Source organism: Synechococcus sp. MIT S9220 (genome assembly GCF_014304815.1).
GTDB lineage: Bacteria > Cyanobacteriota > Cyanobacteriia > PCC-6307 > Cyanobiaceae > Synechococcus_C.
Genome location: NZ_CP047958.1, coordinates 753,509 through 779,411 on the forward strand (window position 1 = coordinate 753,509; position 25,903 = coordinate 779,411).

At 50.8% G+C, this 25,903-nt stretch carries 32 protein-coding genes and 1 pseudogene; 9 read left to right on the forward strand and 24 right to left on the reverse strand.

Annotated features, from left to right (window positions below; translation table 11 throughout):
* Nucleotides 1–110 precede the first annotated feature (110 nt).
* Nucleotides 111–350 carry a hypothetical protein gene (locus SynMITS9220_RS03895; RefSeq protein WP_186990875.1) on the forward strand — a complete coding sequence of 80 codons (240 nt, stop codon included), beginning with the start codon at nt 111–113 and terminating at the stop codon, nt 348–350.
* 1,263 nt (nt 351–1,613) lie between these two features.
* Here the strand turns inward: SynMITS9220_RS03895 and SynMITS9220_RS03900 are convergent.
* Both SynMITS9220_RS03900 and SynMITS9220_RS03905 read right to left on the reverse strand, forming a co-directional pair.
* Nucleotides 1,614–1,712, reverse strand: a pseudogene (locus SynMITS9220_RS03900) (DUF3104 domain-containing protein); the annotation flags it as partial.
* Nucleotides 1,713–1,724: 12 nt separating this feature from the next.
* Nucleotides 1,725–2,303: a DUF2808 domain-containing protein gene (locus SynMITS9220_RS03905; RefSeq protein ID WP_255483271.1), complete on the reverse strand. Its 579-nt coding sequence runs from the start codon at nt 2,301–2,303 to the stop codon at nt 1,725–1,727.
* A 202-nt stretch (nt 2,304–2,505) separates the two neighbouring features.
* Here SynMITS9220_RS03905 and SynMITS9220_RS03910 point away from each other — a divergent pair, with 202 nt between their 5' ends.
* From SynMITS9220_RS03910 to SynMITS9220_RS03920, 3 genes are read left to right on the forward strand one after another with little or no spacing between them, the layout of a single operon-like run.
* The gene (locus SynMITS9220_RS03910) at nt 2,506–2,949 is read left to right on the forward strand and encodes a cupin domain-containing protein (protein ID WP_186990877.1); all 444 of its coding nucleotides are present in this window, start codon (nt 2,506–2,508) and stop codon (nt 2,947–2,949) included.
* Between the two features lie 48 nt (nt 2,950–2,997).
* Nucleotides 2,998–3,513: a phage major capsid protein gene (locus SynMITS9220_RS03915; RefSeq protein WP_186990879.1), complete on the forward strand. Its 516-nt coding sequence runs from the start codon at nt 2,998–3,000 to the stop codon at nt 3,511–3,513.
* Between the two features lie 4 nt (nt 3,514–3,517).
* Nucleotides 3,518–3,979, forward strand: coding sequence for a hypothetical protein (locus tag SynMITS9220_RS03920; protein WP_186990881.1), 462 nt, complete (start codon nt 3,518–3,520; stop codon nt 3,977–3,979).
* Nucleotides 3,980–4,083: 104 nt separating this feature from the next.
* Here the strand turns inward: SynMITS9220_RS03920 and SynMITS9220_RS03925 are convergent, their stop codons facing one another.
* Together SynMITS9220_RS03925 and SynMITS9220_RS03930 are read right to left on the reverse strand one after the other, a co-directional pair.
* On the reverse strand, nt 4,084–4,443 hold the full coding sequence (locus SynMITS9220_RS03925; RefSeq protein WP_186990883.1) for a VanZ family protein: 360 nt from the start codon (nt 4,441–4,443) through the stop codon (nt 4,084–4,086).
* Nucleotides 4,444–4,516: 73 nt separating this feature from the next.
* A complete protein-coding gene (locus SynMITS9220_RS03930; protein ID WP_370594364.1) occupies nt 4,517–4,846 on the reverse strand; it encodes a DUF1651 domain-containing protein in 330 nt (109 codons plus the stop codon).
* Nucleotides 4,847–5,050: 204 nt separating this feature from the next.
* Between SynMITS9220_RS03930 and SynMITS9220_RS03935 the strand changes: the two genes are divergently transcribed.
* Together SynMITS9220_RS03935 and SynMITS9220_RS13310 are read left to right on the forward strand one after the other, a co-directional pair.
* Nucleotides 5,051–5,752 carry a hypothetical protein gene (locus tag SynMITS9220_RS03935; RefSeq protein WP_186990887.1) on the forward strand — a complete coding sequence of 234 codons (702 nt, stop codon included), beginning with the start codon at nt 5,051–5,053 and terminating at the stop codon, nt 5,750–5,752.
* A 605-nt stretch (nt 5,753–6,357) separates the two neighbouring features.
* The gene (locus tag SynMITS9220_RS13310) at nt 6,358–6,492 is read left to right on the forward strand and encodes a hypothetical protein (RefSeq protein WP_255483212.1); all 135 of its coding nucleotides are present in this window, start codon (nt 6,358–6,360) and stop codon (nt 6,490–6,492) included.
* Nucleotides 6,493–8,324: 1,832 nt separating this feature from the next.
* On the opposite strand, the gene SynMITS9220_RS03940 is transcribed toward SynMITS9220_RS13310, so the two are convergent.
* Nucleotides 8,325–8,483 (reverse strand): hypothetical protein, encoded by a 159-nt coding sequence (locus SynMITS9220_RS03940; RefSeq protein WP_186990889.1) that lies wholly within the window; start codon nt 8,481–8,483, stop codon nt 8,325–8,327.
* Nucleotides 8,484–9,134: 651 nt separating this feature from the next.
* Here SynMITS9220_RS03940 and SynMITS9220_RS03945 point away from each other — a divergent pair.
* Entirely contained in the window at nt 9,135–9,428 is a 294-nt protein-coding gene (locus tag SynMITS9220_RS03945; RefSeq protein WP_186990891.1) for a 2Fe-2S iron-sulfur cluster-binding protein, read from the forward strand.
* A 433-nt stretch (nt 9,429–9,861) separates the two neighbouring features.
* Here the strand turns inward: SynMITS9220_RS03945 and SynMITS9220_RS03950 are convergent, their stop codons facing one another.
* The 12 genes from SynMITS9220_RS03950 to SynMITS9220_RS04005 all read right to left on the reverse strand — a co-directional run bounded on the left by SynMITS9220_RS03950 (nt 9,862) and on the right by SynMITS9220_RS04005 (nt 19,730).
* Nucleotides 9,862–10,416 carry a hypothetical protein gene (locus tag SynMITS9220_RS03950; protein ID WP_186990893.1) on the reverse strand — a complete coding sequence of 185 codons (555 nt, stop codon included), beginning with the start codon at nt 10,414–10,416 and terminating at the stop codon, nt 9,862–9,864.
* A 168-nt stretch (nt 10,417–10,584) separates the two neighbouring features.
* Entirely contained in the window at nt 10,585–10,752 is a 168-nt protein-coding gene (locus SynMITS9220_RS03955; RefSeq protein ID WP_186990895.1) for a hypothetical protein, read from the reverse strand.
* A gap of 30 nt (nt 10,753–10,782) precedes the next feature.
* On the reverse strand, nt 10,783–10,956 hold the full coding sequence (locus SynMITS9220_RS03960) for a hypothetical protein (protein WP_186990897.1): 174 nt from the start codon (nt 10,954–10,956) through the stop codon (nt 10,783–10,785).
* Between the two features lie 135 nt (nt 10,957–11,091).
* The gene (locus SynMITS9220_RS03965) at nt 11,092–11,286 is read right to left on the reverse strand and encodes a hypothetical protein (RefSeq protein ID WP_186990899.1); all 195 of its coding nucleotides are present in this window, start codon (nt 11,284–11,286) and stop codon (nt 11,092–11,094) included.
* 50 nt (nt 11,287–11,336) lie between these two features.
* The gene (locus SynMITS9220_RS03970) at nt 11,337–11,609 is read right to left on the reverse strand and encodes a DUF1651 domain-containing protein (protein ID WP_115125398.1); all 273 of its coding nucleotides are present in this window, start codon (nt 11,607–11,609) and stop codon (nt 11,337–11,339) included.
* 210 nt (nt 11,610–11,819) lie between these two features.
* On the reverse strand, nt 11,820–12,125 hold the full coding sequence (locus SynMITS9220_RS03975; protein WP_186990901.1) for a hypothetical protein: 306 nt from the start codon (nt 12,123–12,125) through the stop codon (nt 11,820–11,822).
* Between the two features lie 1,852 nt (nt 12,126–13,977).
* A complete protein-coding gene (locus tag SynMITS9220_RS03980; protein WP_067098965.1) occupies nt 13,978–14,295 on the reverse strand; it encodes a DUF3303 domain-containing protein in 318 nt (105 codons plus the stop codon).
* 142 nt (nt 14,296–14,437) lie between these two features.
* Complete coding sequence (locus tag SynMITS9220_RS03985; protein ID WP_186990903.1) at nt 14,438–15,670, reverse strand: MFS transporter; 1,233 nt, start codon at nt 15,668–15,670, stop codon at nt 14,438–14,440.
* A 165-nt stretch (nt 15,671–15,835) separates the two neighbouring features.
* Nucleotides 15,836–17,095, reverse strand: a complete 1,260-nt coding sequence (locus SynMITS9220_RS03990; RefSeq protein WP_186990905.1) for a flotillin family protein — start codon at nt 17,093–17,095, stop codon at nt 15,836–15,838.
* Entirely contained in the window at nt 17,095–18,417 is a 1,323-nt protein-coding gene (locus SynMITS9220_RS03995) for a flotillin family protein (RefSeq protein ID WP_186990907.1), read from the reverse strand. Before SynMITS9220_RS03995 ends, SynMITS9220_RS03990 begins: the two co-directional genes overlap by 1 nt.
* Before the next feature lie 39 nt (nt 18,418–18,456).
* The gene (locus tag SynMITS9220_RS04000; protein WP_186990909.1) at nt 18,457–18,990 is read right to left on the reverse strand and encodes an NfeD family protein; all 534 of its coding nucleotides are present in this window, start codon (nt 18,988–18,990) and stop codon (nt 18,457–18,459) included.
* A gap of 155 nt (nt 18,991–19,145) precedes the next feature.
* Nucleotides 19,146–19,730: a ferritin gene (locus SynMITS9220_RS04005; protein ID WP_186990911.1), complete on the reverse strand. Its 585-nt coding sequence runs from the start codon at nt 19,728–19,730 to the stop codon at nt 19,146–19,148.
* Between the two features lie 296 nt (nt 19,731–20,026).
* Here SynMITS9220_RS04005 and SynMITS9220_RS04010 point away from each other — a divergent pair, with 296 nt between their 5' ends.
* Complete coding sequence (locus SynMITS9220_RS04010) at nt 20,027–20,278, forward strand: hypothetical protein (protein ID WP_186990913.1); 252 nt, start codon at nt 20,027–20,029, stop codon at nt 20,276–20,278.
* 120 nt (nt 20,279–20,398) lie between these two features.
* Here SynMITS9220_RS04010 and SynMITS9220_RS04015 read toward each other — a convergent pair whose 3' ends face one another.
* Nucleotides 20,399–20,671, reverse strand: coding sequence for a DUF1651 domain-containing protein (locus SynMITS9220_RS04015; RefSeq protein WP_186990915.1), 273 nt, complete (start codon nt 20,669–20,671; stop codon nt 20,399–20,401).
* Between the two features lie 164 nt (nt 20,672–20,835).
* On the opposite strand from SynMITS9220_RS04015, the gene SynMITS9220_RS04020 reads away from it, so the two are divergent.
* On the forward strand, nt 20,836–21,054 hold the full coding sequence (locus tag SynMITS9220_RS04020) for a hypothetical protein (RefSeq protein ID WP_186990917.1): 219 nt from the start codon (nt 20,836–20,838) through the stop codon (nt 21,052–21,054).
* A gap of 1,271 nt (nt 21,055–22,325) precedes the next feature.
* Here the strand turns inward: SynMITS9220_RS04020 and SynMITS9220_RS04025 are convergent.
* The 6 genes from SynMITS9220_RS04025 to SynMITS9220_RS04050 form a co-directional block, all read right to left on the reverse strand.
* The gene (locus SynMITS9220_RS04025; protein WP_255483213.1) at nt 22,326–22,493 is read right to left on the reverse strand and encodes a high light inducible protein; all 168 of its coding nucleotides are present in this window, start codon (nt 22,491–22,493) and stop codon (nt 22,326–22,328) included.
* A 155-nt stretch (nt 22,494–22,648) separates the two neighbouring features.
* Nucleotides 22,649–22,867 (reverse strand): hypothetical protein, encoded by a 219-nt coding sequence (locus tag SynMITS9220_RS04030; protein ID WP_115125348.1) that lies wholly within the window; start codon nt 22,865–22,867, stop codon nt 22,649–22,651.
* A gap of 63 nt (nt 22,868–22,930) precedes the next feature.
* A complete protein-coding gene (locus SynMITS9220_RS04035) occupies nt 22,931–23,173 on the reverse strand; it encodes a hypothetical protein (protein ID WP_186990919.1) in 243 nt (80 codons plus the stop codon).
* A gap of 381 nt (nt 23,174–23,554) precedes the next feature.
* Nucleotides 23,555–23,842, reverse strand: a complete 288-nt coding sequence (locus SynMITS9220_RS04040; RefSeq protein WP_186990921.1) for a hypothetical protein — start codon at nt 23,840–23,842, stop codon at nt 23,555–23,557.
* Between the two features lie 87 nt (nt 23,843–23,929).
* Nucleotides 23,930–25,204 carry an MFS transporter gene (locus tag SynMITS9220_RS04045; protein ID WP_186990922.1) on the reverse strand — a complete coding sequence of 425 codons (1,275 nt, stop codon included), beginning with the start codon at nt 25,202–25,204 and terminating at the stop codon, nt 23,930–23,932.
* Between the two features lie 24 nt (nt 25,205–25,228).
* Complete coding sequence (locus SynMITS9220_RS04050; protein ID WP_186990924.1) at nt 25,229–25,891, reverse strand: secondary thiamine-phosphate synthase enzyme YjbQ; 663 nt, start codon at nt 25,889–25,891, stop codon at nt 25,229–25,231.
* Nucleotides 25,892–25,903 lie beyond the last annotated feature (12 nt).

The window sequence follows — 25,903 nt, forward strand, 5'->3', positions numbered from 1 at the left end:
GCGCGCACTTTTCCTGTAGCGCCAGCGAATCATTGGTTGATCATCTAATTGAGATTATGGCCGTCTTAAATCTGAGTAATGCCAGTTCCCACCTTGGGTTTCGCTCATGCGTGACATTGCGACGAATGCACCGTGATGGCCAATTAGATGACTACTTACGGGATGGAGTGGACAAAAGGGGCATTTATATAGAGACAGACCCTGATGGTCTGCCGTCATTGCAAAGGCACGTGCAGAACCACACTCGATTCAATGCAGCGTCACCGCTATGGCGAAGGCTGGAGCCGTTGAGTGATGAAGCGCTGGAGGAAGCGATGGCACCAATCAATCGATGGATTGAAAGCCGTTAATAACTCTGCCAAGCACGGGGCTTTTTATTGCCCTAGAGCCTCAGCGTCACTGCTTTCCGCAAGGCTGGCTCCCATTCAAATGAAGGATTCGGGCTGTTCTTATCTGTCTTGACAAATACGTTTTAAATGTGGGTCATCAGGATACTTTGTACTGGCTGTTCTCCATGCGCTCCAATGCCATGGTCCCCAATTTCCTTGATCACTTTTTTGGCGCATATAGTGTCTCCATCCTCCGCTGCCATCTCGACAATTCCATAGATATTGACGCTTTGTGATTTCCAAATATTCGTAACGAGGCAAGCCCTTTTCGGACACTCTATCTGTAATTACGATGTCACCTTTTCTTGATACAACATGGTCGTAAACGCATACATCCTCGAAACAAAATTCGTCTTTTATAAATTCTTTGGGAGTATCATTTCGCCAATAATGTGGGGCAGCGGATCCAGGCATCGTCCCTAGCCGTTCGTCTGCTGCGAGCACAGGGCTGCCGATGGCGAGGAGCGTCAGAGCTAGGAGGAGTCGTTTCATCCCACCAGTGTGGCCTCGGTCAGTCCTAGGGGGCTGTATGGATTGAAAGCCGTTGATGCTGCTGCCATTCTTTGCGAATGGAACCAAGCTCAGCTGAAAAGGAGATCAACCGCATTGAGAGGGAGCTTGATGCGGCTAACCCACCATCACCAACCCCCCTGTAAAGCGGGGGGTTGGTGATGAAGGAAAGCCAGGGCCCGGGCGCGGGAATGGCAACAGATCACTTGATGCTGTTCTTGTTACTGCCATTTTGCTGCTTGTTGTCGCAGCAGCACTGGTGTTCGCAGGCCAGATGAGCCAAGACCAACGAAATCAGCTGACGGCTGGTTCTATTGGTGGCGCTGTGGGCTTGTTAATGGGTTACGGCGTTGGAAAGTTCAGGCCCTAGTCAGTCGCTGGAAGGATGTGAGTTACCAGATCTGCATTGACCCAGCGGATCACAACAAAAAAAGGGGGGTGATCTCCATCACTCCCCAACCCTCATCATTGCCACCCGTTAAGCGGCCTGATCACAGTAAAAATTGATGCCTGCTCACCGTGAGTGGCGATGCATTTTCCGAATTCTTTCCATTAAGAAGGGGGGATGGCGGTGTCCCCCCGAAGGCCTTGAGACCGTTTCCGGAAGCCTCTGGCCTTGCGCCATTTTTAACTTCTGTGTATCTCTTGGAACATAAGTGGAACTACCTGTCTTCAGCAGTCCGGAATCACATGGGTGACCAGGTCTGCATTGACCTAGCGGATCACACCTGAATCCACATCAGCGATCTGGAACTGGTTGTGGATCTTCGGATCACGTGCAGCGCCGTTGCAGTGGATGACATGCCCTAGCCACGAATCCTTAGGTCACCACTGATTCTGGAAGATCTTCATGTCAACTACGCCCACCATTTGATGGACAGGATTTGGCCCTGCTGGAATCGCCGTCACTGAAAATGTATAGAAGCCTTGAGGTGGATTCACTCCTGCTTGAAAAGCGATGGTTACGGTGTCTCCAGGCTTCACCACAGATGAAAATTTGACCTCGACTGAGCGGGCGTCATCGCTGAATTTCGCCTCGACGTCAAGTGACCTGCCTTGATGACGCGGAGTTCCTATAAATGCTTGAACAGGGACGGCTCCATATGAGAAAGCGTTCTGACCCTGGATCTGTTCAAGATTGATACCTCCCAGATCTGCACCTGCACCCTTTGGGAATTCCAGGGTTAAGTAATAAACGGCAGCACCTTGAAAGGCATACCAGCTGTAGTTAGTCAGTTTCGCCTTTGTAGGCACAGCCACAAAACTAGTTTGAGTATTGATCTCGACAGCTTTCACGGATGATGCACTGATCAGCGCAGCTGCAATAAAGGTTGTACCCAGAAGACGCATCGGAAGTGGGTTGATTAGTGGATCTTTGTTGAGGTGTGCAGAACCCTGGATCACTGCCAAGGGCTTGAGGGTGGTTCATGCAGATCTGCACGAGGTCGGCACCGACAACTCACAGAAGGTAATCAAAAACCCCACTCGTGAGAGCGGGGCATTGAGGTGTGAGGGGCAGATCATCAACGGCAACTCAGCTGAGACCATCCGCGCATAGTTCACAGCAGAAGGCTTTGCCATGATGAGTTGGTTATTCGGATTACTCATGAAGCGAGTTGCATTTACTCTTGTCATGCTCTTGGCAATACCTTTTGACGCAAGAGAGATTCATGCTCACGATGGACATGGTGCGGAGAAACTAGGTGTCAGCATTACAGAGCTAGTTAACTCATCAAAAGAATGGAATGGACAAGCACTCCCTAATTACCCAGCTGGTCAGGCTGAAATCAAAGTCTTGAGAATTAAGATTCCCTCGGGCGTGACCCTTCCATGGCACTACCACCCCGTGATCAACTCAGCAGTGATCCTTAAAGGCCGTTTAGAGCTTTATACAAAAGACGGGATGACGAAGTCATTTGGAGCAGGAGAAGCTCTGATCGAAGTGGTAAACACAGCTCATGCGGGAAAAGCAGTTGGCCCGGATGATGTTGACCTGGTGGTTTTCTATGCTGGGAGTAAAGGAATGCCAACAACGGTCTTATCTAAATAATCGCCAAACTTTGCATAGTCATAATTGAGATAGTCAGCATCGGGAGCGATGCGTCGAGTGACCAGGGGATCCTCTCTGATCAGCCTCAATACATCAGGAATTGGTTCAGTAGCTGGCGGAACCACTGGTGCATCGCCAACGTTGGATCACTTACTAAACCTCAAAAAGGAGGTCGCCGTCGATAACGGTGATGTTGCAACGTGCGCCTTCCTCACGAACTCGAAGGTCGAGTCGGTTCTTGGAGAGCTCAAGGACTCGCAAAGCCAATACCTGCTCAGCCCTTATGGAGCTGAACTTGGTCGTTCCCAGATTGCGGGGAGGCGTTTCGAGCTCAGCAATAACGTCCCCTCAGACCTCTCCAAGGGCACTGGATCCAATCTGTCCGCTGTTATCTACGGGAACTTCAACGATTTACTGATCGGCCTATATGGCACGACTGAGATCCTTGTAGACTCCTTCCCCGACTTCGCTAAAGGCACGACATCTGTTCGGGTGCTGCAGAGCATCGATATTGCTGTCCGCCATGCTGAGTCGTTTGCCTCCATGCAGGACGCGATCGCATAACCGCGTGACCGCCTGCTTGCGGTTTGCTGCTGCCAGAGTGGATGCTGACTTATTGGGCTTTTGTGTGCACAATGACGATAGACAAGCTTTCCCGATGAAATTTTTATTTATTTTTTTCATCCTTTTGCCAGCTTGGTTTGGATCAGCTAACGCAAATGAAAGCAAGCGCCCATACTCAAGATGGCAAGATTATAATTATACTTTTAAGGGTAGAGATGTTAATAGATGTGTTAACAAAGCATTTAAGTATTTGGTTGTCAGTGGATTTGACGAGGATGCGGATAGTAGTGTTAACGAGAAGGGGACTTACGGTTATGCATATGGTTGGACTTCTGACTTAAGCGCTCAGGCCACAATTATCTGTGATATGGATGATAGCGAATCTGTGCTAAAGCTAGTGTACTCTGCCAAGGCTTATAAAGAGAAAGATTCTTTATGGAAAGTGCTCAAATCTGGAAAATGGTAGATTCGACAACTTGTGTCTATTGGTGCTGCTTAATTGCATAACTGCGTTTCCACCCGCCTGTCTTCTGCATCGTTTCCCGGGCCAGGTATACCTTCAGCTGATATTTAAGGATCGCCTGAGACGCCTAGGGATGCAATCAATGCAATAATTGAACCAATCAGCAACCCCGCTAAGTTAGCGATAAAATCAGTCCATTCACCATAGCGATTTACATAAGGCTGAATAACTTCTATTGCGCCGCTGTATATTGCAAAGAATAGAATTATGTATCTCCAGCCATTCGGTCTGCGCAAGGCTGTCGGGAATGCAAGTAATGCGTAGGCAATTAAATGGTGCGTTTTGTCAGACCCGGCCACTTCAGGTAATTCTTCATTTGGTGATAGGGATAAAAAGCTAACCGAAAGTAAGAGCAGTACGCTAAGAAAAAACCAATATTTGCCAACTAGACTTATAGCTTTTGACAAAGCAATTACTCCTTGCTTGCTTGTTTAATTATCACCTAACGTGCAAGTTCCATCATTGACTTGCTCGCTTTCCTCACCAGAAGACGTTTTGCATCGTTTCCCATGCCTCAATGGCGTTGTGTCTGAGCATCCGTCTGATGACTGGCTGACCATTACGCCGTAGCGGTCTGGTCTCAACAAAAACCCACTGCGCGTGTGTCGTTGGATTCGCGTTGGTGAAGCTGCAGACCTTGCCTTCCTGATCGTTCCGCAACCAGCCGACACCGTTCTTCGGTGCATGGCGATCAACAAGTAGTCGGTCCTTGTTTACCTTGACTGCAAAAGCTAATTTATGGGAACTACAATCCCTATGTATTTTCAATTTCATTGAATAAATTCTCTGCCTTCTTTTGCATAGGCGCATTATTTGTGCTGATAAATATGGATGCTAACAGGAGTGGATACGCTCAAAACGAGAGCTGGATAAAAAAAGATATTCTTTTAAGTTGCTTGCAGCAGGCTAAAAAAGAAGGAATATCCTGGAATTATCTAGCCTATGTACAGAATGGCAGGGCCCACTTGTTAACCGAGAGAGTTCGCGGTGGTGATGTTTTTATGTGCGAGGTCAATGGAAATCATGCATCTCCAGATTATAATTAAGGAATCACTACCTGAGTACTGTCATGAAGATCCAGGCGCCGCGAGGGCTTATGCGAGGCATCAAAGCCAGAAGCAAGAGCACAAAGCGCGACGGAATAAGTGCCTGAGAGAGATGCCGAATAGCTTCAACAATACATTGCTTGTTCTGTCCTTGGCATGTATAGGTACGACCTCGTGCTCCCTCCTTGAAGATTACCCGCAGAATCCACTTATCCAGAAAACATCTTCCGAGCCGTACAAAGAATGCGACGAACTCGCTAGTAATATTCTTCAGATTTCATACGATAGTGCAGGAGAAAATGGGGGGAGATTTACAAATTTCATCACACGGTCTATAGATAGAGCTGCGATTCTTTATCAATTAAATGACAAAAGAGAATTTGAAGTCATATCAGATGACGAATCAGTCGCTTTAGCTGTCTATGGCTCTGGTTTCATGGGCATGCTTGCCATTTCTGCCTCCCGGGAAGCCTCAAAAAATTCAGGAATAACTATTAGTAAGTTCATTGGAGACACAGTCTTACCAAAAAATTATGATCCCAGAAAGACCCTTGAAACGAATGAAAGCCTCGTCTGCAAAGTAAATTTCATGACCCTAGGCTCTGAAGAGCCTGGCTTCTACCGAATTAGCGAAGACAATGAAGAGTATTATTATAAAGAAACCGAATAAATCTCCTGCTAGTTAGATTCTGCAAATTCTAAATTTTACGGTAATATGCACTCTTGCAGCCAAAAGTGCCTCTATAAGCATTATTTTGATCTCCCTTTAAATACCTTCAGTATCTGAGAAATAAACGAGTCAAGAGGGTCAGTGACGAGCAGGTGAAAGTCCACAAAGCTTGTCGAGTTGAGCGACTGCACCGACGACAGCGCCTGGATTGTTTTGGGATAAGCCCAGACGAGCGCTCTCCATCAACAGATGAATGCCTTGAGCGACAAGGTCGCTCCGTTGAATATTCGCCTGATCGATGTCCTCCCTGATCAGTGCATATGCCTGCTGAACAGTCCTTTGTGCAGTCCTGCGGCTAACTCCCTTGGCCTTTGCCAGGTACGCCACCCCGTAACGGCCTGGTCTCGCAACAACCCAGTTGGCATGTGCCGTTGGTTTGGAGTTGATGCAGCTTGTTGATGCTTATGTTGCAAACCGCTGACTTGAGCATTTTTGCTACCTAGTCAGGCGCCGCGGGTTGTTTATGTTTCGCGGGTTCTCAGATCTGAAGGTCCCCTTTCGACAGCATTAAGTCCTGCGCTTGAAGCAGTCGGAAACGCCAATCAATGACTGACCTCACACTCAGCATTTCCGCTGCATTGCGCGATGCGCAGCTACAGCGTCTGGAAGCGGCTCTAGCTTCAAAAGCTGTGGCCAAGACCAACACCGTCAAAGACAAGGGAAAGCCTGCACGCGACTGATCGTTGACTGTCGCTCTAAACCCCTGATCAGAAAGGCATATTGAGTTCATCCAGCTCTTGCTTGTGACCTCAATAGTTTTTTTTGTGGAGACACTGCTCTTAATCCTGCTTGGCTTGGCACTTTCCTGGGTTCTGGCCAGGATCATCGTCTTAATAAGTGACCGAAGCAGGCGTTCTTGGCGGTCGCATGAAGATTGACTCGTTCCTGTCTTGATGTGAGGTGCCGCTACCAGACTGCTTTTCAGCCCTCAGCAGGACGATTCATTTTGTAGATACTCAGGACCAGGCAGGCGGAAGAAAAGCTGACGAATAGAACAAGAAGGTTCTCGCTTGTCATGAAGGAGCAGTGAGTACAAATACTCTCCCGGAAAAATAATCTGTCCGCAAGGTGTTGCATCATCCACAACCTGGGATTGCATCTCTTTCACTCATCTGACTTCTGCATGGTTTCCCATGCCGCGATGGCGTTGTGGTTAATTACTGAACTTCATCTGGCGATTTGCAATCGCCAATCAGGCTGTGGGTCGTATTCAGTAGTGAGTTGTTTCTTGCGGCCAGCTCTAGCGGATCTAGTGTCCAATAGCCATTAACTCCCCGTCGCTCTATGCATGAGGTTTTGCTGATTGCTCAATTGCTTGCTTACGACGATGGAGGCTTCCAGAGCTGGGTTGATAGTCGTCCTCCAGAAGAGCTTTGCGAGCTGTACATGTCAGGAACGATCGACGACACCATGCTTCCTGGTGGGCGGGCGACAGACCCTTGTCAGACCGTAGATGATGCCTCGCGCTTTATACCCAAATAAAGCCACATCACCCTTGGGTTGATATCGCCCCCAGCCGCCTGACTTCTGCATGGCCTGCCATGTCTCAATCTCGTTGTGCCTATTCATGCTCCTGTAGGCCTGAGGCACAGATGGGTTGGACCGATCCCGCGATGGACAAAGGCGACACCATGTACGGACTTGCTTTCTTTTGATGTTGCGTTCGCTATCCGCAATGGCATTGGTCATTTGTTTAGGTGTTGTCTTGCTTTTGACTGCTTGCTCGAATGACGGCATTGCGTTGTCGAATCGCGCTGTTGATCGAGAAGCGGGCTTGATAGAGCTGGGCACCATGGATCAAGCTCCTGACATAGATCAAGAATCAATCAATTTTGATCGCTTGTAGTCAACCAATAAGTCGGAGTCAGCCGTCACCATTCTTCGGTGCATTTTGATCAAGTAGCGGATGGACCTTGTTTGGTATGCCCACGCGATGTCAATCACCGGACTGAAACCGTTTGGGATGAACTCGTTTTGACGACCGTAAGGAGCACTTTTAATTATCTTTATTAAATTTACGTCCATAAACTCTACAACTTTATTGGTTTTTGCTTAAAGATCCAGGATTGTTTTTAAAGTCCGTATATAGATTCCAATAAACTATACAAGTGATTTTATCATCTCTTCATGCCGCAACTGTCAACGGAATAAACTGGCTTCCAGCAAAATTGTCTTTGATAGTAGGAGCCTCGAAGGAGGGAAGGCCGACCAATAGAGCAGTATTTGCAGGAGTATCTAAACCTTGTGATTTTCTAATTGATTGATGATCAATCACGCCTTCTGCAAGAATTCTCAAAGAAACATTAAAGAAAGGTTGCTGGAACTGGAGCCTCGTCTGGCGTCATAGTTCTGACGATCGGGGATGCCACGCCTTGTCTTCAAGGGTTTTGTTGATCTCATAAGGTTTTTCAAAATCAGGACAGGAAGCCCTCAGAGTTCTGAGTCGATCTGAAGTTGCCGATCCAGCTTTCCGCTGAGCATCACATGTTCAATTGAATGGTCCTTGTTGGGGTCAAAGCAACTCAGGCATCAACTCTGAGACATTGGGCATCGGATCTGGCTTGCCATCAGCAATGGCTCGGGCACGCAAGTAAAACCAGCTGCTGGTGTCTCCATTCGTTTCCATCTTCTCAGCGATGGCTTTCCAGTTGTTGATTTCGGCTTGATCCATAAGGTTGATCGCTCAAGCCAATGTTGGGTAACCGGTCGACGTCTCTGTGACATTTTCAGGTCGTAATGACCGGCATCTCAATGAGTGCTGGGGTTCACGACACTAGTAGCGATCAGATTGGTCGGTAGACCAAGCGCAATAGCTGGATCGTCAATGCCATATGGCAACAGCTGAGGCTGCACTTTCGTGCTTTCTGCTACAAACGCCTATGAGGGTTCAATCGTTTGCAAGTGTTGATTCTGTCGATCAAGGATCAGATCGAGCTCACGCTCTTTGCGAGAACTGTTGACTTTCGCTTCAACCTCTTGAGCAAGATGCACAAGGTGGCTATTTAACTTGCGAAGACTGGCTGCTGATCGTCTTGTCATGAAAAGGCGTGCTTCTTCTTCTTGAAAAATAAATGGGACGAAACCTTGGTAAAGACACACTTAATTCAATTTAAAAAGCAAGTACGTTATGTATGTCCCCGTACCTTATTGAGTCAGATTTTAGTCGTAGTTGATACTAAAGCCAATGATTGAGGCAAGGGGTAAGTGTCGTTTGCTGGTTGGACAATGTCATCATTGGTGTATTTGATCCCAAAATAAATCCAGATTTTTGTTGGTGGATGGGTCGAGTTGGCAGATGCTTCAAGCAGCCCATCAGTATCAAATGGCTACATTCACCGTCACGATGATCACGGATGCGGGTGAGCATGCCTTCGCCTGTGATGACGATCAATACATCCTCGATGCTGCAGAGGAGGCAGGCGTTGATCTTCCTTACTCATGTAAGGCAGGCGCATGTTCAACCTGTGCAGGCAAGGTTTCAGAGGGCACTCTCGATCAAAGTGATCAGAGCTTTCTCGATGACGAACAGATGGAGGAGGGCTTCAGCCTTCTTTGTGTCGCTTACCCGAGGAGCGATTGCAAAATTCAGGCTGAAGCAGAAGAACTCCTCGCTTAAGACAGCACAATTGTCTTGAGTTGGGGTTGCCATATCGCTCAGTGATTCGGTCGATGGAGTACGGCGTTGTCATCCGTAGTCATCAAGAGCTCTAACTTGATGGAATGACTCGTCTCCATCTTTTTTCACTCTGCTGCTCCCTAGCCGTCTTATCGCTGCGAGGGCTTCATACGTTTGCTCAAACGAACGAACGACTCTTACAAGAGCGACTGATCAGTCCGGCCGTGTACGAGCTTCTCAATCGTCGTGGTGCTACAACCCGGGTACAGCGCATTGAGGTGATGCAAGAAGCTTGTGCAGCGCGTCAATTGCCTCCCAGTGATTGCGAACCGCTCAGGGGAAGGAGCAGGTTGTATGACGACTGAGTGAGTTTGAGCTTGGCTGCTCGGCTAAGGCATAGTCCCGTTCTCTCAGCTCCTGTCGCGTTCGATGTTCAGTTGGATGTTGCAGGCTCGCTCAACAGCGTCTGGTCGATCTGCAGAACTGATCGTCCGTCTGCAGCCACAAGAATTCTTGTCATCACGGCAGGAGAACCAGAGGACTGTTCCCAACCAGGAGCGCCGCCAGGAATCTTGAATTCAAATCCTTCAGGCCCAGCGTGAACCAGGCAGGGATTATTCGATGCACTTTCATACATGCAGATACCAGAGCGATAAATTCTTAGGCCGCCATTTCTTCTGGTCGCAGCACCTCGTGCAAGATTGATTGCTCGTCGTGCGGCAAATGGATCGTTGCGAATATATCGATTCACGACTTCTGGATCGGTAGACGTTTCAGCGTATGGGCTTGGCCCGCTGCTGATGCCCGGATCGGGCGACGTGCTCCTGGGTTCCGTCGGGGTGATGCGTTCACAACTCACCTCAGATGTACTGAGGTCAATCAAACTTGCCGCGACAGGGCGACGCGTCTCCCTGTCGAAGCATTGATAGTTCATGGCATCGCTCCGCGCGCTCTGAAATGTCGTGATCAGCAAAGTGGCCGATCCCAAGCAAAGGCTCAGTCGCTGTATTGAAACCCTGGAAGTTGTTCTGTTCAAAACGTCGTGAGTTTGAGATGTTCTGGTCTCGTGTCGTGGCCATGTTGTCAGTTCCATTGCTGTTGGCCAGCGCGATGGTCGTTTGGCAATGCAATCGTGGATCCCCGCAGCTTGTTGATCTCAGAAACACTCAGGATCAATGTCAGCTTCTGGATTCAGTTTGAGAACCATCCATAGCAGCATCGCGATACAGGCTTTGTCATCGGCCCCGTAGTCGTATTTCCAGTCGTTCACCATTGCGGTCAGCTCATGCTGTGCATGAGTGATGAATTCATCAGTCCATTCCATGGTCCCCTCTCTGGTGATCTGGCCTCAGCCTTAAGGATTGGAGGAGTCTTCGACGTCGACTCTGTTCGTGGCTGGTCTGGGTGGTGCATTGAGTTGATTCACCTCATGCCGCAGGGTCATGAGGTGATCCATGAGGAGCGGACCTCTAAACCACAGGCAATGCTTCAGGCCTTCGCTCAGCTCCTCCTTCGGATCGGCGGCCATCAGCCCTCCTCCAGCGACACCAGTTACCTGTGTGTCATTTTATACAGTGGTTAGCGATGGGGTCTTTCGCCGATCTGCCCCACTGTTGATCAGTGCCAGCGTCGAGCTCTGGACGTCCAGGCAAGTGCTGGAGGTTCACATCTCCATCGAGGTGTCTTTCACACAAGGCATGGGGGCTCGCTCCGCACCTCCGGCCACTCCTTCCCAGTAGGAAGCTGGTTTGACCACCACCAGTGCCAACACACCGGCCACACTCAGCATCAGCAGCAGACCAATGGCTCGTAAGAGCTGATGGGTGATGTCGTCTGGGTGATGTTCAGTCCGGGCCATGGGAATGCATCGGTTGAGCCAATTCTGGCCATCACTCTGGGTAAAGCCAGTCAACGCACCGGTGGGTGGCACCTACGCCAACCCACCATTTGCATGTTTTTCCAGGCCTCCACTGCGTTGTGCCGGAGCATGCGTCTCTGGCTCTGCGGAACCGGAGGATTCGGCCTCACCCAGCGATACGTGCTCAAGATGACCCACTGGCCATGAGCCGTGGGGTTGTCATTGCTGAACCTCACCAGCAGCTGCGCATCACCATTCACCAGCCAGCCTTCCCCTCCGGGCTTCGGTGGGGATTCATGAGTGGCGCGATAGCGATTCGGCATCGGTGGAGTCTGGCGCTCATCCGGTTTGATCCGTGTACGAGGAAGGCCTCATGTGAGCTCAACTCGGCGGTTGATCAGCTGTTGATCGTCAATCTTGCGTCTTGGAACGTCTTGGCTGCCATGTGCTCCTCTGCGTTGGAGCTGATTGCTCGATCGCTGCACTTCGATTTCAGAACCTTTTCTCAAGTTCAATGAGTCAGGTCAACAAGATCATTGGCGTTTTGGATCTAAGGATGGCCTTTCCTCATGTTGCTGAGGGTTGCCTTCAAACTCTCGCAAGGCTTTGAAAAGAGCATTGAAGTAGGGAAAGATCCAGACGACGATTCCGAAAATCGTCCCCCAGGCAATCCAGGTTCCCAAGAGGGCTGTCAAGCCCAACCCAGGGTTTCCCTCATAGAAATGATTGAGAGCCAGAGGCCAACCAAAAGCCAGCAACGCGATTTTGACCAGTGCGCTTTTTTCTGACTTTTCCATCAAGTGCGGGAAGAGATCCTTCGTTCTAGCAACTGTCGACATCCGAGCCGTCGGCCTTTGGACTTCGAGGTTGCAAGTATGAGGGTTGGGATTATCTGTTGTGACAATGTTCAGATCATCGAGGATTGACCTGCTTGTTAGGAGTTGATGCGTCGCCGCTTTAAAGATTAAACATTTTCCTGCAGTCGCGTAAAGTGATGACGCATTGAACATCTTTTGACTGTGTATTGAACACCCGATATGTTTTGCCTGTGGCCATGCACTTTGTGCGGGCGCTGACAAAAGCTTTGAACTCTGTTTTGTATTGAATTTCTGGGACCCAAACTTCCCTCTCAGAAGATGTGTCGTTCAATCGTTCGATGGTATACACGAATCGTCGGCAGATGATTCATCTTTGCTGCCAACGAAGCAAATAGGTGAAATTCACAGCTTCTTGTTGGGATCATCGATCCAAGTTCTATCAAGTGAGTTCAAGCTCTGTGCGAGAGGCCATCAAAAGATGGTCACTCTGTGGCTGCCAACTGGATACTTCTCCAAATTCTTTGAGAACACTCTCCTTGCTATCACTGGCCTGGTACGACGCCAGCTCGGTTAAAGCGATCAATTGATCATGCTTCTGCCCGCTGTTCTAACGCTGATGCTGAAGTGCTATCCAATCCGTGACAGAGCTCAAGGCAAGGGCTGATGAATGGATCAGACCGTCTTCAGCGCTCTTTGGGCTTCCGCTCAAGATCCTCGTGGCAAGTCAACTTGCAAAGGCAGCCTTCTGTGACGACTGCCTCTCATTGGCGCTACTAAAGCCCCTGTGATTGCCGAATTACCCATGTACTTGCTGCTTGCTGTTGCTGCCAAGCCATCAAAAGATCTTTGGCAATCGAACGAAGCTGCTGTACATCTTTGGAGTTGTCGATCTCTCTGGAGAATTTTTCGATTTCAAACTTTTGGCCCAGAGTCAAAGCAATTGGTTCCATAAGAGCTTTTGGCTTGGCATGCAGAAGTTACCCCAGATGTTTCTGAACAGCAAATCTCAAACGTAGTCATTGCAACCATTTCGAGGGATTGATGCTCGAGTGAATACATTGTGTTGATTACAAAGCGTTGCCTGAATCAGCTGATGACTGCCATCCGATCTGCTGAATCACTTAAAAAGGGTTATCCCCACTGATTTCAATGCATCTCTCCTGGCAAAAACATCTAGAATTGTCCAGGATCGTATCGAATGCTGCAGACAAAGATAGTGGAACTGGTCTTGCTCTGATGGGAATAGCACTCACGATTCTTGCCAAGGATCTATTGATGCATGAGACTCGGTCTTCAGTGACCACGACCTGGCGAGAAATCGGTCTTAGCTAACCAATCATGCAGACTCATCGTCTGATCAATATGCGTACGATTCAAATTTGAAAAGACGTCGTCAAGGCAAAGCCTCACCTATTGGCAAGCTCCATGCTAGCTAGCCTGGGCATAGCTGTAAAAGATTCGATCTTGGCGATATTGCGACTTCATTAATAATCTTTGGTCGACAAATAAAATGCAACGAAGAGGAATGCAAGCAAGACAAGAGGTTCCATGGAGCTTTGCCTGAACCCGGTGACGATGTCAGTTGATTCACAATGAATCCGTCACCGATGAAACTTTTTCAAGGGGGCCTGAATGTCCACAATCAAAAAGGCCGGATTTCTCCGGCCTTAACCCCTCTGTTGGCAAGGATTACTCCCGTGAACTTCTGCTTTTCATCGGGCAGACGGGCTGAGGCTGAGGCATCGGACAGGTTGGTTCTTGTTGTTGACTCATCAGAGGCATCGATAGAAGTTGACCCGACCCCTTTGAAACGCAACTAGCAGAACTTTCAATAGGTAGAAACTCTGCATAGCCTTTTGATCACATCCTTCGCTTATTCAGCGTTCGCAGATGCTTGGATTCCTGGCCACATCGCCGCAAACTCTGAGTCGGAGACAACTGGTGTGACCTCAAATTTGATCCCGAAGCCTTTGATCCAAGGCGCCAGATGGGCCCAGACTTTGCTGATGTCACTCGCCACCGCAATGGCCATTCCTCTGCCAGCGATGGGATCACATACGCGATACCTCAGTTCAAAACCTTCAAATTTGTCGCCTGGACCTCCTGCATTGATGTACTCAGCAAACGAGGGGCAAGCCTCCCATGAGCCCGCAACTGTTGGGAAGTTCCAGACAATCAGATAGTGCTGCACGAGTTGGACGCAAAGGCAATCCTTCGTAGCAGAAACCAGAGTTTTTTAGCGTCGCGCTTGATTCATTGCTCAGTCAAACCCAGAAGATCCTTGAAATCAACTTCTGCTACCCAACGATAGTTGATACTAGTTTTTCAGAGTTTCAATCAGAAATCAATAGAGATGCTTGCTTTGAGGACATTGAATATTGGATTGATTCAAGAACAAACTGAACAGCTACGGCTGCAATGCCGAGGATCAGAATAAGCTCGAGATTTTGCCTTGAGAGCTGTGCTGTTGCAGACGAGAAGATGATGAACCCTAGGGCGCCGATTGATGTAGCAGCGGACCATGCGCGACGTTGTGCATCTTCGTCGCAAAGTTGCCCGAGCCTGTCGAGTGTAAGCGTCCCCGTCATCATATCCCAGACTCCAATCAGGAAAATAGAACTCGATAGCATGAAGAGATCTTCCGACAGCCCAAAAAGAATGATGCCCAAGAGTCCAACGCTGGAGATGACAGGTAGAAATAACCTGGTTGTCAGTTTTGAGGACGCTAATGTTGGAATTAATCCGCCGATCATCAATCCGATCCCGAATAGGCTGTCCACGCTGCTTGACATCATCGGGGTTAGGCCGATTTTTTTGATTGCAACCAAGGGCTCGTAAAGAATCGCAGGCACCTGTCCAACTTGCATTAGTGCAAAACCCAAGATAATGATTGGTATGAGTCCATTGAGCTTTTGGCGATTTGTGCATCCATGGTCATCTTGTTGCTGACCTGAGTCAGCCGCCGAATCGGTTGCTTGCACTCGTTGATTTCTGGTCGCCAACTTAAACGTCGGCAGGCTGAGCACCACGGTCAACACTGCGAGAATGTTCCAGGCTGAGGGTGCAGATGTTGGCGAGAACAAACCGATGGCAATTGCTCCGAATAACGACCCAATACCGCCTCCACACATGATCAGTCCAGTTGCTTTTCTCCTCCACTGGGATGGGACTCGTTCAAGTGCAAGCGTCGGCAGGCCAGAGACAAGATGCGCAGCCCCCCATCCACAAAGCAGCCTGAGGATGGATTGACTGGTGAAATGAATGAATCGTCCTTCCAAAATAATGGAAGCGATGATCACGATGATTGCGATGCGTATAGATCTGATCGATGCCTCACGACTTTTCGTATAGGCCTGTTGAATACAGCCGGCCAGATAGCCGAACATATTGATAGCAGCGAGCTTGCCAATGTCTTCAAGATCAATCCATTCTGCATCTGCCATCAAGTTGCCGATGATGCCAAAATCAAATCGGACCAGGCCAAGTGCGATGGCAATTCCACAGCATCCTCCAAGGAGATCAAGCCACCAATGATCCCAATTGAGTGTGATGAGTTTTTGATTCATACTGCTCAAATAGGGATCTCGAGGTCAAACTTGCCATGGCCAACAGTCATTGTCTCTTGCTATTTCATTGATCAGTCTTCTGTTGAGTTTGTCCAGTACAAATCTTCGTGGCTGACTAGCTTCGTTTGACCTTTTTTCATCGCAACTTGGCGATGCCCTGAGTGATTAGCTGGATGTTGGCTCTGATCCAGATGTCGAAGTCTGATCGATGGATGCCTTCTCAATGGCATTCGGCAGGCGTAGGCCCGTGCTGTCCTGAAGTTGGCGCAGCAAGGTGGCGATTGAGAGGTTCATCTGTCCATCGCGTTCTCCAATCAGGGAAACTTCCTCCACTTCGATGGGTTGCACCGTGTCGCTCAGCATGGTGAGCAGTGGCTCTAGCTTCTGCAGCAAGAACAGACGTTTCGCATCGGAGCCAGACCGTTTGAGTGAGGTCACGAGTTCTTGTAGGCCTTCGGCTTGCGATCGTCCTTGTTCAACGATGGAAGCTGCTGCACCTTTGGCATCCGCCATCATCGTTTCGCATTCGGATTCTGCGGGTGCGATTACATCGGCTTCGAGCTGCTGCATCACCTGTTTGATCCGTTCTTCCTGCACCGGTAATTCAGCTTCGGCCCGAGCCAGTTCCGCTCCAACCTGTGCATCCACTTCGGCGACCAGAGCATCACGGCGAGTTAAAGCATCTTTAATGCGTTTCTGAGCATTGGCTGTGGCGATGGCGAGTTCTTTGTCGAGACGACGCAGTGAGGTGATGCGTGCATTTTCAGCTTGCTTGACGGCCGATTGAGATGTGGCCTCTGCTTCTGCAATTCGGGAGTCTCGCTTCAGTTCCACCAATTGTTTGCGGCCTATTGAATCCAGGTAGCGCACATCATCTGAGATGTTTTGGATCTGGAGAGTGTCGAGGACGAGGCCCAGCTTCTGGAGATCATCCTCGGCCTCTTCCAGCAAAGTCCTGGCAAAGGTGATCTTGTCTTCGTTGAGCTGTTCTGGAGTGAGGCTCGCCATTACACCACGCAGATTTCCCTCCAGGGTTTCTTTGGCAATGTGGCGAATGTCATCCTGACTTTTGCCGATCAGACGTTCGATCGCGTTATGGATTCCAGGCTCATCACCGGAAATTTTGATGTTGGCAACTCCGGCGACATTCAGTGGGATCCCTCCTTTGGAGTAGGCGTTCTCCACGCGCAACTCGATGATCATGTTGCTGAGGTCGAGACGCATCACCTCTTCCAGAACAGGAATGCGTAGAGCACTGCCACCTCGTACGGTGCGATAGCCCACTTTGCGCCCATCTCCGGTTGTTTTGCCTAAGCCCGCAAAGATCAGTACCTCGCTGGGCTGACAGATGTAATAGAGCTGCCGCAGAAGCACGACAAAGGCCCATAGGCCTGCGGCTCCAGTAAGACCAACTGCAAAAAACATCACTTCACTCCAGTTGAGGACAAGGTGCCGAGCAGATCAACGCCAAGGATGTCCTTGACTTGCTCGAAGAATTGACGAACCACTTTGTGGTTTAAGGCCACCAGGCTGGCCAGGCTCGATGCGTCATTGCCATCGAGAGCAGTGATGCGTTTGAGCTGCAGCTGCGCAGGCAGCCGGGTTGCTTGCTCAAGCACCATCTCGATCTGTTGCAGTAGGAAGACAAGCTCAGCTGTGCTGCCGGCGTCTTCCCAGACCTGAGTCAGCATGTCGTTGACAAGGGCGCTGGCTTTGACATCCTCTGCAGTCGCTGCGGCCTGACCACGAGCCCGTAGCTCCTGGGCTTTTTGTTGAGCCTTGGATGGAAGAATCGCCTCAGCTTTCAGGCGTAAACGCTCGAGCTCAGCACGCACCTTTTGCAATTGTTGTTCGGCCCGAGCTCTGGCTTCCAGTTCGGCGGCTTCAGTTCGCTCTTCTTCCGAGCGGGCCTGTTTTTCCATTTGAGCCACCTGGGTTCGAACGTCGTTGTCCTTCTCAAGGACAACGGTGTCGGCTTCAGTGCGTACCACCTCAGCCACTTCCTCCATCTCGGCTTCAATGCGTTCGGCTTGGCCGATGGCCTCTGCTTCAGCGATTTCAGCGTCTCGCACGATCTGGGCCACGCGTCTTCGGCTGATCGAATTGAGATAGTCGACGTCGTCGTAGACACTCTGAATTTTCAGGGTGTCGAGCTGCAGTCCCAGCCTGCGCAGGTCTTCGCCGACATCATCAGCGATTTGTTCCGCGAAACGCAGACGGTCTTCATTGACCTGCTCCGGGGTGAGCTGCGCCAACACACTGCGGAGGTTGCCCTCCAGATTCTCTTTGGCGACCTGCACGATCTCCTTGTTATCACGACCGAGAAATCGTTCGATCGCGTTGTTACGGACCTCTGGATCCGTGCTGACTTTCACATTGGCGATCGCCTGAATATTGAGAGGAGTTCCGCCCTTGGAGTAGGCGTTGTTCACCTCGACCAGCACGGGCAGCAAGGTCACGTCCATCCGCCTGGCTGTTTCAAGAATCGGTTTCACAAAGGTGCAACCGCCATTGGCAACAACGCGGTAGCCCTTGATGCCCTGATTGCCCTGATTGGATTTGGAGCCGGTCACCACCAGCATCTCATTGGGTCTGCAGATGCGAATCATCCAGCGGCTGATCAGGGTGAGCGCAACGATCACTACAAAGACGCTGGAACCGATCGTCACCACTGCCGCGGCAGGGTTACTGCTGGGTTGTCGTTGGGCAAGAACCGGCGCCGGTTCTGTTGCCAGGCTGTGGTGCATGCATGGGATGGCGGCTGTCCTTCCCTAGCCACGCCTGATTTAGCTGACCATGTCCAGAGCATCCACAATCAACGTGGTGCCCTCGCAACGCAAAATCACCACGTGCTGGCCCCGGTCCAACTGACCGCAGACACTGCGTGCTGCTCGTCGCACCAAGCTGCCGCGCACCGATGTCTCCACAAAGCCCCGTTGACTCTCACTCAGCGGCAAGGTCACTTTGGCTTCCAGTCCGATCAGATCTCCTGCGAGCACGACCGTGTTGGCGTCACGTCTGGCTAGAAAACGCAATGCAAGCGAAGCACACCATCCCAGGCTGACTCCCAACATCAACGCGATGGGCAGATTGAAGCTGGAGGACGCTGTTCCTTCAAACAGTTGCAGCAGCAGACCGCAGAGACCAAACCCGGCCAGCGAAAACGACCAGAACGATGTGCTGAACAGAACAGCCGGGTTGCCACCTTCAGCAATCCCCGTAGCAACTTCACCATCAAGGACGCTGTCTGATTCACCAGCAATCGAGAGTGTGATCAAGATTCCGCCTGCGATCAGGCAGACGAGATAGGTCCAGGTCATCGCTATCGACTGGAAGAAGTCTCATCATGAGTGTGTGCCCTGTTTGACAACAGCAAGTTGTTGCTCATTTCAGGATGTTTTTTGTTGTCGTCCCCCCTGGCCAGCGCACAGCAAAGCCCCGCGTTGAGCGAGGCTTTGGGTTGTAGTGAGTTGGATCAGCCTTCGAGCTTGGCGGGCTTGGCGTCACCTTCTCTGAGCTCAGCGTCGATGATCATCACGGCAGCAGGGTTGCCTGCGGCGAACTTGACGCGACCCAGCAGATAAGCGGCTTCGTGCTCAGAAAGGCGCTGATCATCAACGATGGGATCAAGGAACACCGAGGTGCGGCGGTCGAGATCCTGTTCAGCGGTGCCGTAGAGCTGCAGAACGGAAGCGGTGACATCAGCTTCCATGCGGAAGACATTGGCGATCACCTGCTCGACATCAGGCCATTGCTGACGAGGCGGTTCAACGGTGTCGAGAACAGGCCGTTGACCTCTGGAGATCAGGTAATCGGCGAACTTGGCAGCGTGTTGCTCTTCCTGTTTGGCCTCATCTCGGAGATGCTCGGCAAAGCCGACCAGCTCGCGTTCAGCAAACCAGATGGCAGCAGCGAAATAGGCAGCAGCGGACTGACGCTCAAGGTTGAGGTGAGCCTGCATGAGATCGAGCATCTCGGAGGACATGGGCTCGGCCATGGCCCGTCCTGCAGGACCGACGGGAATGGTGATGGTGGCTTGAGCGGTAGCTGAATTTGTCATGTCGAACCTCTTGGAGGGATGAATCAGTTCTACATCACAAAAGAGCGAAAGATAAGGGTAAAAACCGAACATTAAGGGATCAAAATATGCTTTTGAGAATCACATTCAGTAGTTGTAAATATGCACTTGAGAATCACAGTCAGGAGTGCAAATCTGCTGATGAGAATCAGTTTCGTTTGTTTGGGGCGATGGAGATGCGTTGGCGGGTCTAGAAGCGCATGGGTCTCAGAGAGCCTTCGTTTCAGCAATGCATCAAGACACGCATGCTTGCCTGCCCTCTGAATCATTTCCGCTTCATGGAGGTTCAGGCGCTACTTGTTCATCGCAATAACAACAGTCTGTGTATCTTTTGTTCGCAAAGAATCGCTCGAATGTGTAGCGAACCCATGAAAAGTTTGCTGATATTTACATGGGTTGGCTTAAGTGATAAGGAACACATGATTCAAATGATTCAAGCTGGTATTGCAAGTCGCGGTAAGTCCTTTCTTGCTGCGATAGTTTTGGCTTTGTTTGTTTTTGGTGTGATTCAGATGCTCACCCGCACTTGAGCGTCAACGTTCTTCTTTGATTGTTCAGCCTGTGTGGGTTTGAAGGATTGGGCGATCGACCTGCTCTTGGAGTTGTTGTCAATCCAGGAGGGTGTCAGCAGTTGCATTCTGATGAGTCCGTCAGCGCACTGGCGGGGCACATCGACGCCAACCAACTTTGACCATGTGCTTCCAGGTTTCACTGGCGTTTTGGTTGGTGAGCTTCCGTCTGGACTGAGGAACCGGCGGATGTGGGCGAACCCAAATGTATGTTCTCAACTCTATCCACTGCCCATGGTTTGTTAATGAATCGGGCTTGAATTGCACAACCAGTTGTTGGTCGCCATTCACAAGCCAAGCTTCTCCCCCAGGCTTGTCAAATGCATCAAACGGGCTTGGACTACGGTTCAACATGGACAGGAGTCTGACTTTGTTTGCTTCTCAGCTGTCGTTGAATGTCATCAACTCAGCACGTTTGGGATCAAGTGTCGTCAAAGTCGATCCTGACTTGTGCGCATGGTTGATCGATCGAATCCGCTGCGGTTTCGAGCTATGAAGGGTGGTACGCCAAATCAGAGATGGAAGCCCTCCTGTTGAGTGCCCTTTTGATGGTTGCTGTCGATGGGCCTGACACTCCCTCTGAACTCAGCCAAGACATTCAAAACGGAATCTTGGTTGAGGACTCCAGTCCAAGCTCATCCGCGTGGAGCGGTGGTCCAGAGGTCAACATGTGGACTGGTGGTGGGAATCAGGCTGCCGATGACCTGTTGGATCAGCGCCAGCCTGTGGGCAAGTGACCAATGCATTGAGGGTCAATTGGTGGAGTGCGATTGGATTGCTTATTTCATCACGTTTCATGTAATATGATTGAATCATAAAATCTATCGTGCTGGATAATTTTCGAATCGATTGTTGCTGTAATGCCTCAAAGACATTGAGGCTGGTGATGTATTAAGTGCTTCAACAATAGTCTGTTGCATCTGTCTTTATTGGCGTTTAAGGAGCGCCCTGATTGATCAAAGTAGACTGTTGGGATTGGCTTTCAAAGGTTTTATGGAGTATGAGAATTGGCGCTGACTCTGTAGAAGCGATCGGCTAAAGAGAGCTTAGAGATCTTGGTGGCCAGTGACAAATGAAGTGCTTGACTTTGGTGATTTAATCGGAGCGGTTATTGTTCTTCTAGGAGTTCTGGTCATCATGCTGTGGCCCCGTTGAATTCCGTCAAGACAGTCTTTTTCGCTGGTTTTCGCTGTTGATGAATTGATTCAATATTTTTGACTTGGCTTTTTATATTTCATTGCCTCAGGGTTGTATCGCTAGAGCTTGTGATCAAGGTCAATCGCTTAAGGATCGACTTGGTGGCGTCTTGATCCCATTTGTGCACGCCATAAATCAACCATTTCTCTTGCACGTGCATGTGCGGAGAGATCAGTGCTGCTCAAGCCATCGCGGTATTTTTGGTCGAGAAGCTGATCTAGCCAGTCAAGAGCAGCTTCATCGAGATGCCATTCCGTGGGGTATTGACTCATCTGTGTTGATGCTTTCAGAGCTTTGATGCTTGTTGCCGATATCCATTGTGACGCTTTCGCTCTGCCCGCAAAGCCTTCGCGAAATATGGATGTTTTGTGGTGTTGTCAGCTCGTTGATCGCTAGCTTTGGGTCTATCTGTCGAGATATTCCTGGATCAAGTCTTTGACAGCATCTTCTGACTGCCTTTTTTTGAAGTCCTCAAGCGATTCGATATTCATGATTTGCAAATCAAAGAGAAGCTCGATCACGGCTCCACCATTGCATTCTTCACTGGAGTACTCTTGAGATGAATGAAGTATTTTTGCTAGATGTTTGCTTAAATCACTTTCCATTGTTGTGGCTTTTTCAAGATTCTATCTTCCCGCCGCACTGCGTCGTTTGAACTGTTGTTGTTTTGGTTGAGCAAAATTGGTATTGATGTCAGTCATGATCGACTTGATGGATGCGAGTTGTTAACTGGAGCACTCGCTCGTGCAACGCTCTTCTGCCCACATCTTGTTTTAGCGGACAAGCCATGAAGGCTTGTCCTTCTTGACCTTCACCAGATTTTCGGGAGTAGAGACTGTCCGGCTGCTACTTCGATCGCGATTGCGACGACAAAGCCGATCATCGCCAGTCGACCATTCCAGGTTTCGCCGTCGACCCAGGTTTGCATTCCAAAGGTCTCTTCCATTGCGGTTTTGGTATCAGCTTGCTGATCTGCCATCTTGTTTACGTAACTTCATCTATTTTTGCAACGACGTCCGTCGCTCGGCGCTGCAAATAGCACATTCTCGTGATGCGCATGGCAGTGAGGGCATGTCTCAGGATTTCAGCCTGTTCTGTTCGTTGTCGTGTCGCTGGCCACCCTTCTGGCCGCAATCACTTGTTATGCAGCTGACCTAACAGCCTCGCCGCCAACCCCCTTGAGATCCGCCGCTGCACGAGCAGATCGCAGATCCAGTCGAAGAGTGGTATGGAGTCCGTATTGGCCAGTCGTTGCTCCAGTGCTCTGAGCTCAGACACGTTCCTGCAGCCTCTTAAGGCATCGATCAAGGTGTCTTCTTTGGGTTGTTGGATCAGCACCTGTGTTGAGTTCAATCCATGCAACGGCAGCTGTCTTTGTCATGGCATCACTTGGGTGCTGTTGTCACGTCTTGTTCGTCAGCGCTCACCCATTGATCCATCACTTGAATCGTTCAGCAGGCCTAGTGCCTGCATGACTTGCAGGCGTATCCCGCCGAGCCGACTCCAGGCACGCAGTGCTTCGTCTTTGGATTTGTAGGGACGCCAGTCATCTTCCTTGATCCGCCTTTGAAGATGTTGTGCCACTCTCTCCGCGACTCTGGCATCGCTCGCTGCTTTCAGATTCAAGGTCTGACCGTTGAGGGGCCGTTCAGAGGTCATGGTCTGAGCCAACTCCAACCATTCTGTTGAACCCGGTTTGGATTGGAGGCAGGCATTGCAGTGTTGGCCTCATTTAATCTTGTTTGAGGAGTCCATTGTCGTCTCATGGAACCCTTGGATTGCCTGTCGTTGAGCTTGTTCGCTCTTGGAGTTGCTGCTACGGCAACCGTGTTTGTCGTGTCATTTCGCCAGGTCGACCGATCCGAGAAGGAACGTTCACAGGTCAATCGGATGCGTGGGCGCCTCAATAGGCTTCTGCAGCAACGTTCCTGATCGTTTGGCGTGCTGCTTCTGCTTGTGACCGGTGGTTTCTTAGCGCTTCTCCTGCTGACGCAATATTTCGTGCGCCGCTCGATGGATGACGAGCAGGACAGCTGATCGTCAACGTCTGGCAATGCCTCTGCCGTTGCCAATTAGGCCTGCATCAATCAATAGGCCGATCACAACAATCAGCAGTCCACTGAACGATTGCACTCCTCCGAACGACATCGTTGCCCAGCACACGCCAAGTGTCGTGGTTGGCAACAACACAAGACCCAAAACCGGAAGGATCGGATTTGGGATTGCCAGGGCTGAGAAGGGACCAAGGACAACATCAGGACTGAACAGCCACAACAGAACCAAAATGAGGCGGGGTGTGATCAGTCCAAGTGCTGCAAGAAGACACATCAGCCCGCACCCACCAAAGCAGGCCAGATTTCCCCTTCTGGATTCATGGCAGCAGATTGGCTTCTGCTTTCTTGTAGCAAGCTGTTTTCAAGCTGTCTCAGTCGACAGCGGACGAAATGCTGTTTCGCGCGTGAAGGCGCATGCCGTGATCAGGGTGCACAGTCCGCTCATGGCGACCCATGCCCCTGGCAACACTGGGTTACCGGTCTGTGCAATCAACCAGGTTGCAATCAAGGGAGTTGTTCCGCCGAAATAACCTTCTGCAATGTTGAATGCCACGGCCAGGCCGGTGCAGCGAACCGCGGCAGGCATCAGTTCCACGTTTGCGGGGTTCTTTCCACCTGCAAGCAGAGCGACAGCCAATGTGAGACCCAGTTCTCCCCAAATCACTTGCTGAGGGTCTCCGCTGTGCATCAGGTTGAACAGCGGCAATGCACCGAAGCAGAGTAGTGATGATCCGCTGATCAACATCGGTTTGCGACCGATACGGTCGGAGAGCCACGCTGAAATCGGATACAGCATCAGCAGTACAGCCAGGACGCCGGTATTCAGGCTCAGTGATGTTGCCGTACTGAGGTGATCGACGTCTTCCATGTAGCTCACCGCGTAGACAAACACGGCGTAATAACCGACGCTGCTCGCGATGTTCAGCGCCATGACACGCAGGACCTGTAGGCGATAGCGGCCAAAGGTTTCTCGAATCGGCGACTTCGCTTGCGGTTCGATGATTTCGGCACCAATGCCTCTGCGGATCACAACGCCGCTGGCCGCCACCAGTGCTCCCAGCAGAAATGGCAGTCGCCATCCCCAGCTCCCCAGTTGATCTGGGTTAAGCGTGTGGGCCAGCAGATCACCAAAGCCAGAGCCGATCAACATGCCCAGCACGGATCCCCAGAGCCCCCAGATCGCGTAGAAACCACGCTGGCGTTCCGGGGCGTTTTCGCTCAGAAAAATGACTGAGCTGGTGTATTCGCCCCCTACTGACAAGCCTTGAACAATGCGAAGCAGGACAACTGCAATCGGAGCGGCGATGCCGATCTGCTGATGCGTCGGGAGTAAGCCCAGCAGGACGGTGGGCACGGCCATCACCATCACGGACAGTTGCAGAGCTCGTTGACGACCGGCCAGATCACCAATTCGACCGAACACCATCCCCCCGAGGGGTCGCACCAGAAATCCGGCGGCAAAGGCTCCGAAGGCTCCGATCAGTGAGGAGGCTGGGTCACTGGAGGGGAAGAACTCCCTGCCGATGGTGGTCGCGAAGTAGCCGTAGAGGGCGAAGTCGTACCACTCCATGACGTTGCCGATCAGGCCAGCCAAGAGCACTCGGCTGGTGCTGTTAGCGCTGGGTTGCGTGCTCATCGTGTCGCGATCATTGCGGCGGTCTCATTGCTGTTGATCGGAGATCTCATGCAACCGATCAATCAGCAGATCAACGTCGGTTTCAATCCCACCGTCTTCAGCCCATGCCCCCGGGACGTGGCGCGCTTGAACGACATCATTCAGTCGTTGGCCGTTGCGGCGTGCCAGCAGGCTCGCCGTGGTGTTTCTGGCTGATGCCGAGAGCTGATCGCGATCACTGGCTGGGTCTGCCATGTGTCCGATCAGATGACAGGCGAGTCGTCGGTGATGCGGGGATGAGCGATGCTCCCAGAGATAGACCGCCTGCCAGGTGCCCAGGAGCATTCGGCCGTTGTCAACACTCAAGCTCATGGTCTGGGTGGTGAGGGCTGTGCGGATATGGGCTGGCATGTCGTCATTACCTTCGTCGTCGTGCAGGTAACGGCGACGTCTACCGTCTGGTCCGCTAGGCCCAGCTCCGTCCTGAGGCACCATGGCATTCATCCAGGCCGCCAGGTCTTTGAGGACCCGTGGATCGGCATTCTCATTGATGGTCAGGCTGCAACTGGTGTGCAGGCAGGTGAGATGCATCACCCCGGTGATCAGTCCGGCTTGGTGCACGCACTGATTCAGTTGTTGGTTCAGGGGGGTGAAACCCGCTCCGTGCGTGTTGATCTCCAGTTGCGTCAGCAGCTGATCCAACGCCATGGCATGGGCCCC

Coding starts and splice junctions, on each gene's coding strand:
- SynMITS9220_RS03910 (WP_186990877.1), top strand. CDS start 2,506: ATGAAGCGAGTTGCATTTACTCTTGTCATGCTCTTGGCAATACCTTTT.
- SynMITS9220_RS03915 (WP_186990879.1), top strand. CDS start 2,998: ATGCGTCGAGTGACCAGGGGATCCTCTCTGATCAGCCTCAATACATCA.
- SynMITS9220_RS03930 (WP_370594364.1), bottom strand. CDS start 4,846: ATGCGCCTATGCAAAAGAAGGCAGAGAATTTATTCAATGAAATTGAAA.
- SynMITS9220_RS03935 (WP_186990887.1), top strand. CDS start 5,051: ATGGAAATCATGCATCTCCAGATTATAATTAAGGAATCACTACCTGAG.
- SynMITS9220_RS13310 (WP_255483212.1), top strand. CDS start 6,358: ATGACTGACCTCACACTCAGCATTTCCGCTGCATTGCGCGATGCGCAG.
- SynMITS9220_RS03940 (WP_186990889.1), bottom strand. CDS start 8,483: ATGGATCAAGCCGAAATCAACAACTGGAAAGCCATCGCTGAGAAGATG.
- SynMITS9220_RS03945 (WP_186990891.1), top strand. CDS start 9,135: ATGGCTACATTCACCGTCACGATGATCACGGATGCGGGTGAGCATGCC.
- SynMITS9220_RS03955 (WP_186990895.1), bottom strand. CDS start 10,752: ATGGAATGGACTGATGAATTCATCACTCATGCACAGCATGAGCTGACC.
- SynMITS9220_RS03960 (WP_186990897.1), bottom strand. CDS start 10,956: ATGGCCGCCGATCCGAAGGAGGAGCTGAGCGAAGGCCTGAAGCATTGC.
- SynMITS9220_RS03965 (WP_186990899.1), bottom strand. CDS start 11,286: ATGGCCCGGACTGAACATCACCCAGACGACATCACCCATCAGCTCTTA.
- SynMITS9220_RS03970 (WP_115125398.1), bottom strand. CDS start 11,609: ATGCCGAATCGCTATCGCGCCACTCATGAATCCCCACCGAAGCCCGGA.
- SynMITS9220_RS03975 (WP_186990901.1), bottom strand. CDS start 12,125: ATGTCGACAGTTGCTAGAACGAAGGATCTCTTCCCGCACTTGATGGAA.
- SynMITS9220_RS03985 (WP_186990903.1), bottom strand. CDS start 15,670: ATGAATCAAAAACTCATCACACTCAATTGGGATCATTGGTGGCTTGAT.
- SynMITS9220_RS03990 (WP_186990905.1), bottom strand. CDS start 17,095: ATGTTTTTTGCAGTTGGTCTTACTGGAGCCGCAGGCCTATGGGCCTTT.
- SynMITS9220_RS03995 (WP_186990907.1), bottom strand. CDS start 18,417: ATGCACCACAGCCTGGCAACAGAACCGGCGCCGGTTCTTGCCCAACGA.
- SynMITS9220_RS04000 (WP_186990909.1), bottom strand. CDS start 18,990: ATGACCTGGACCTATCTCGTCTGCCTGATCGCAGGCGGAATCTTGATC.
- SynMITS9220_RS04005 (WP_186990911.1), bottom strand. CDS start 19,730: ATGACAAATTCAGCTACCGCTCAAGCCACCATCACCATTCCCGTCGGT.
- SynMITS9220_RS04010 (WP_186990913.1), top strand. CDS start 20,027: ATGGAGGTTCAGGCGCTACTTGTTCATCGCAATAACAACAGTCTGTGT.
- SynMITS9220_RS04015 (WP_186990915.1), bottom strand. CDS start 20,671: ATGTTGAACCGTAGTCCAAGCCCGTTTGATGCATTTGACAAGCCTGGG.
- SynMITS9220_RS04020 (WP_186990917.1), top strand. CDS start 20,836: ATGGAAGCCCTCCTGTTGAGTGCCCTTTTGATGGTTGCTGTCGATGGG.
- SynMITS9220_RS04025 (WP_255483213.1), bottom strand. CDS start 22,493: ATGGCAGATCAGCAAGCTGATACCAAAACCGCAATGGAAGAGACCTTT.
- SynMITS9220_RS04035 (WP_186990919.1), bottom strand. CDS start 23,173: ATGACCTCTGAACGGCCCCTCAACGGTCAGACCTTGAATCTGAAAGCA.
- SynMITS9220_RS04040 (WP_186990921.1), bottom strand. CDS start 23,842: ATGTGTCTTCTTGCAGCACTTGGACTGATCACACCCCGCCTCATTTTG.
- SynMITS9220_RS04045 (WP_186990922.1), bottom strand. CDS start 25,204: ATGAGCACGCAACCCAGCGCTAACAGCACCAGCCGAGTGCTCTTGGCT.
- SynMITS9220_RS04050 (WP_186990924.1), bottom strand. CDS start 25,891: ATGGCGTTGGATCAGCTGCTGACGCAACTGGAGATCAACACGCACGGA.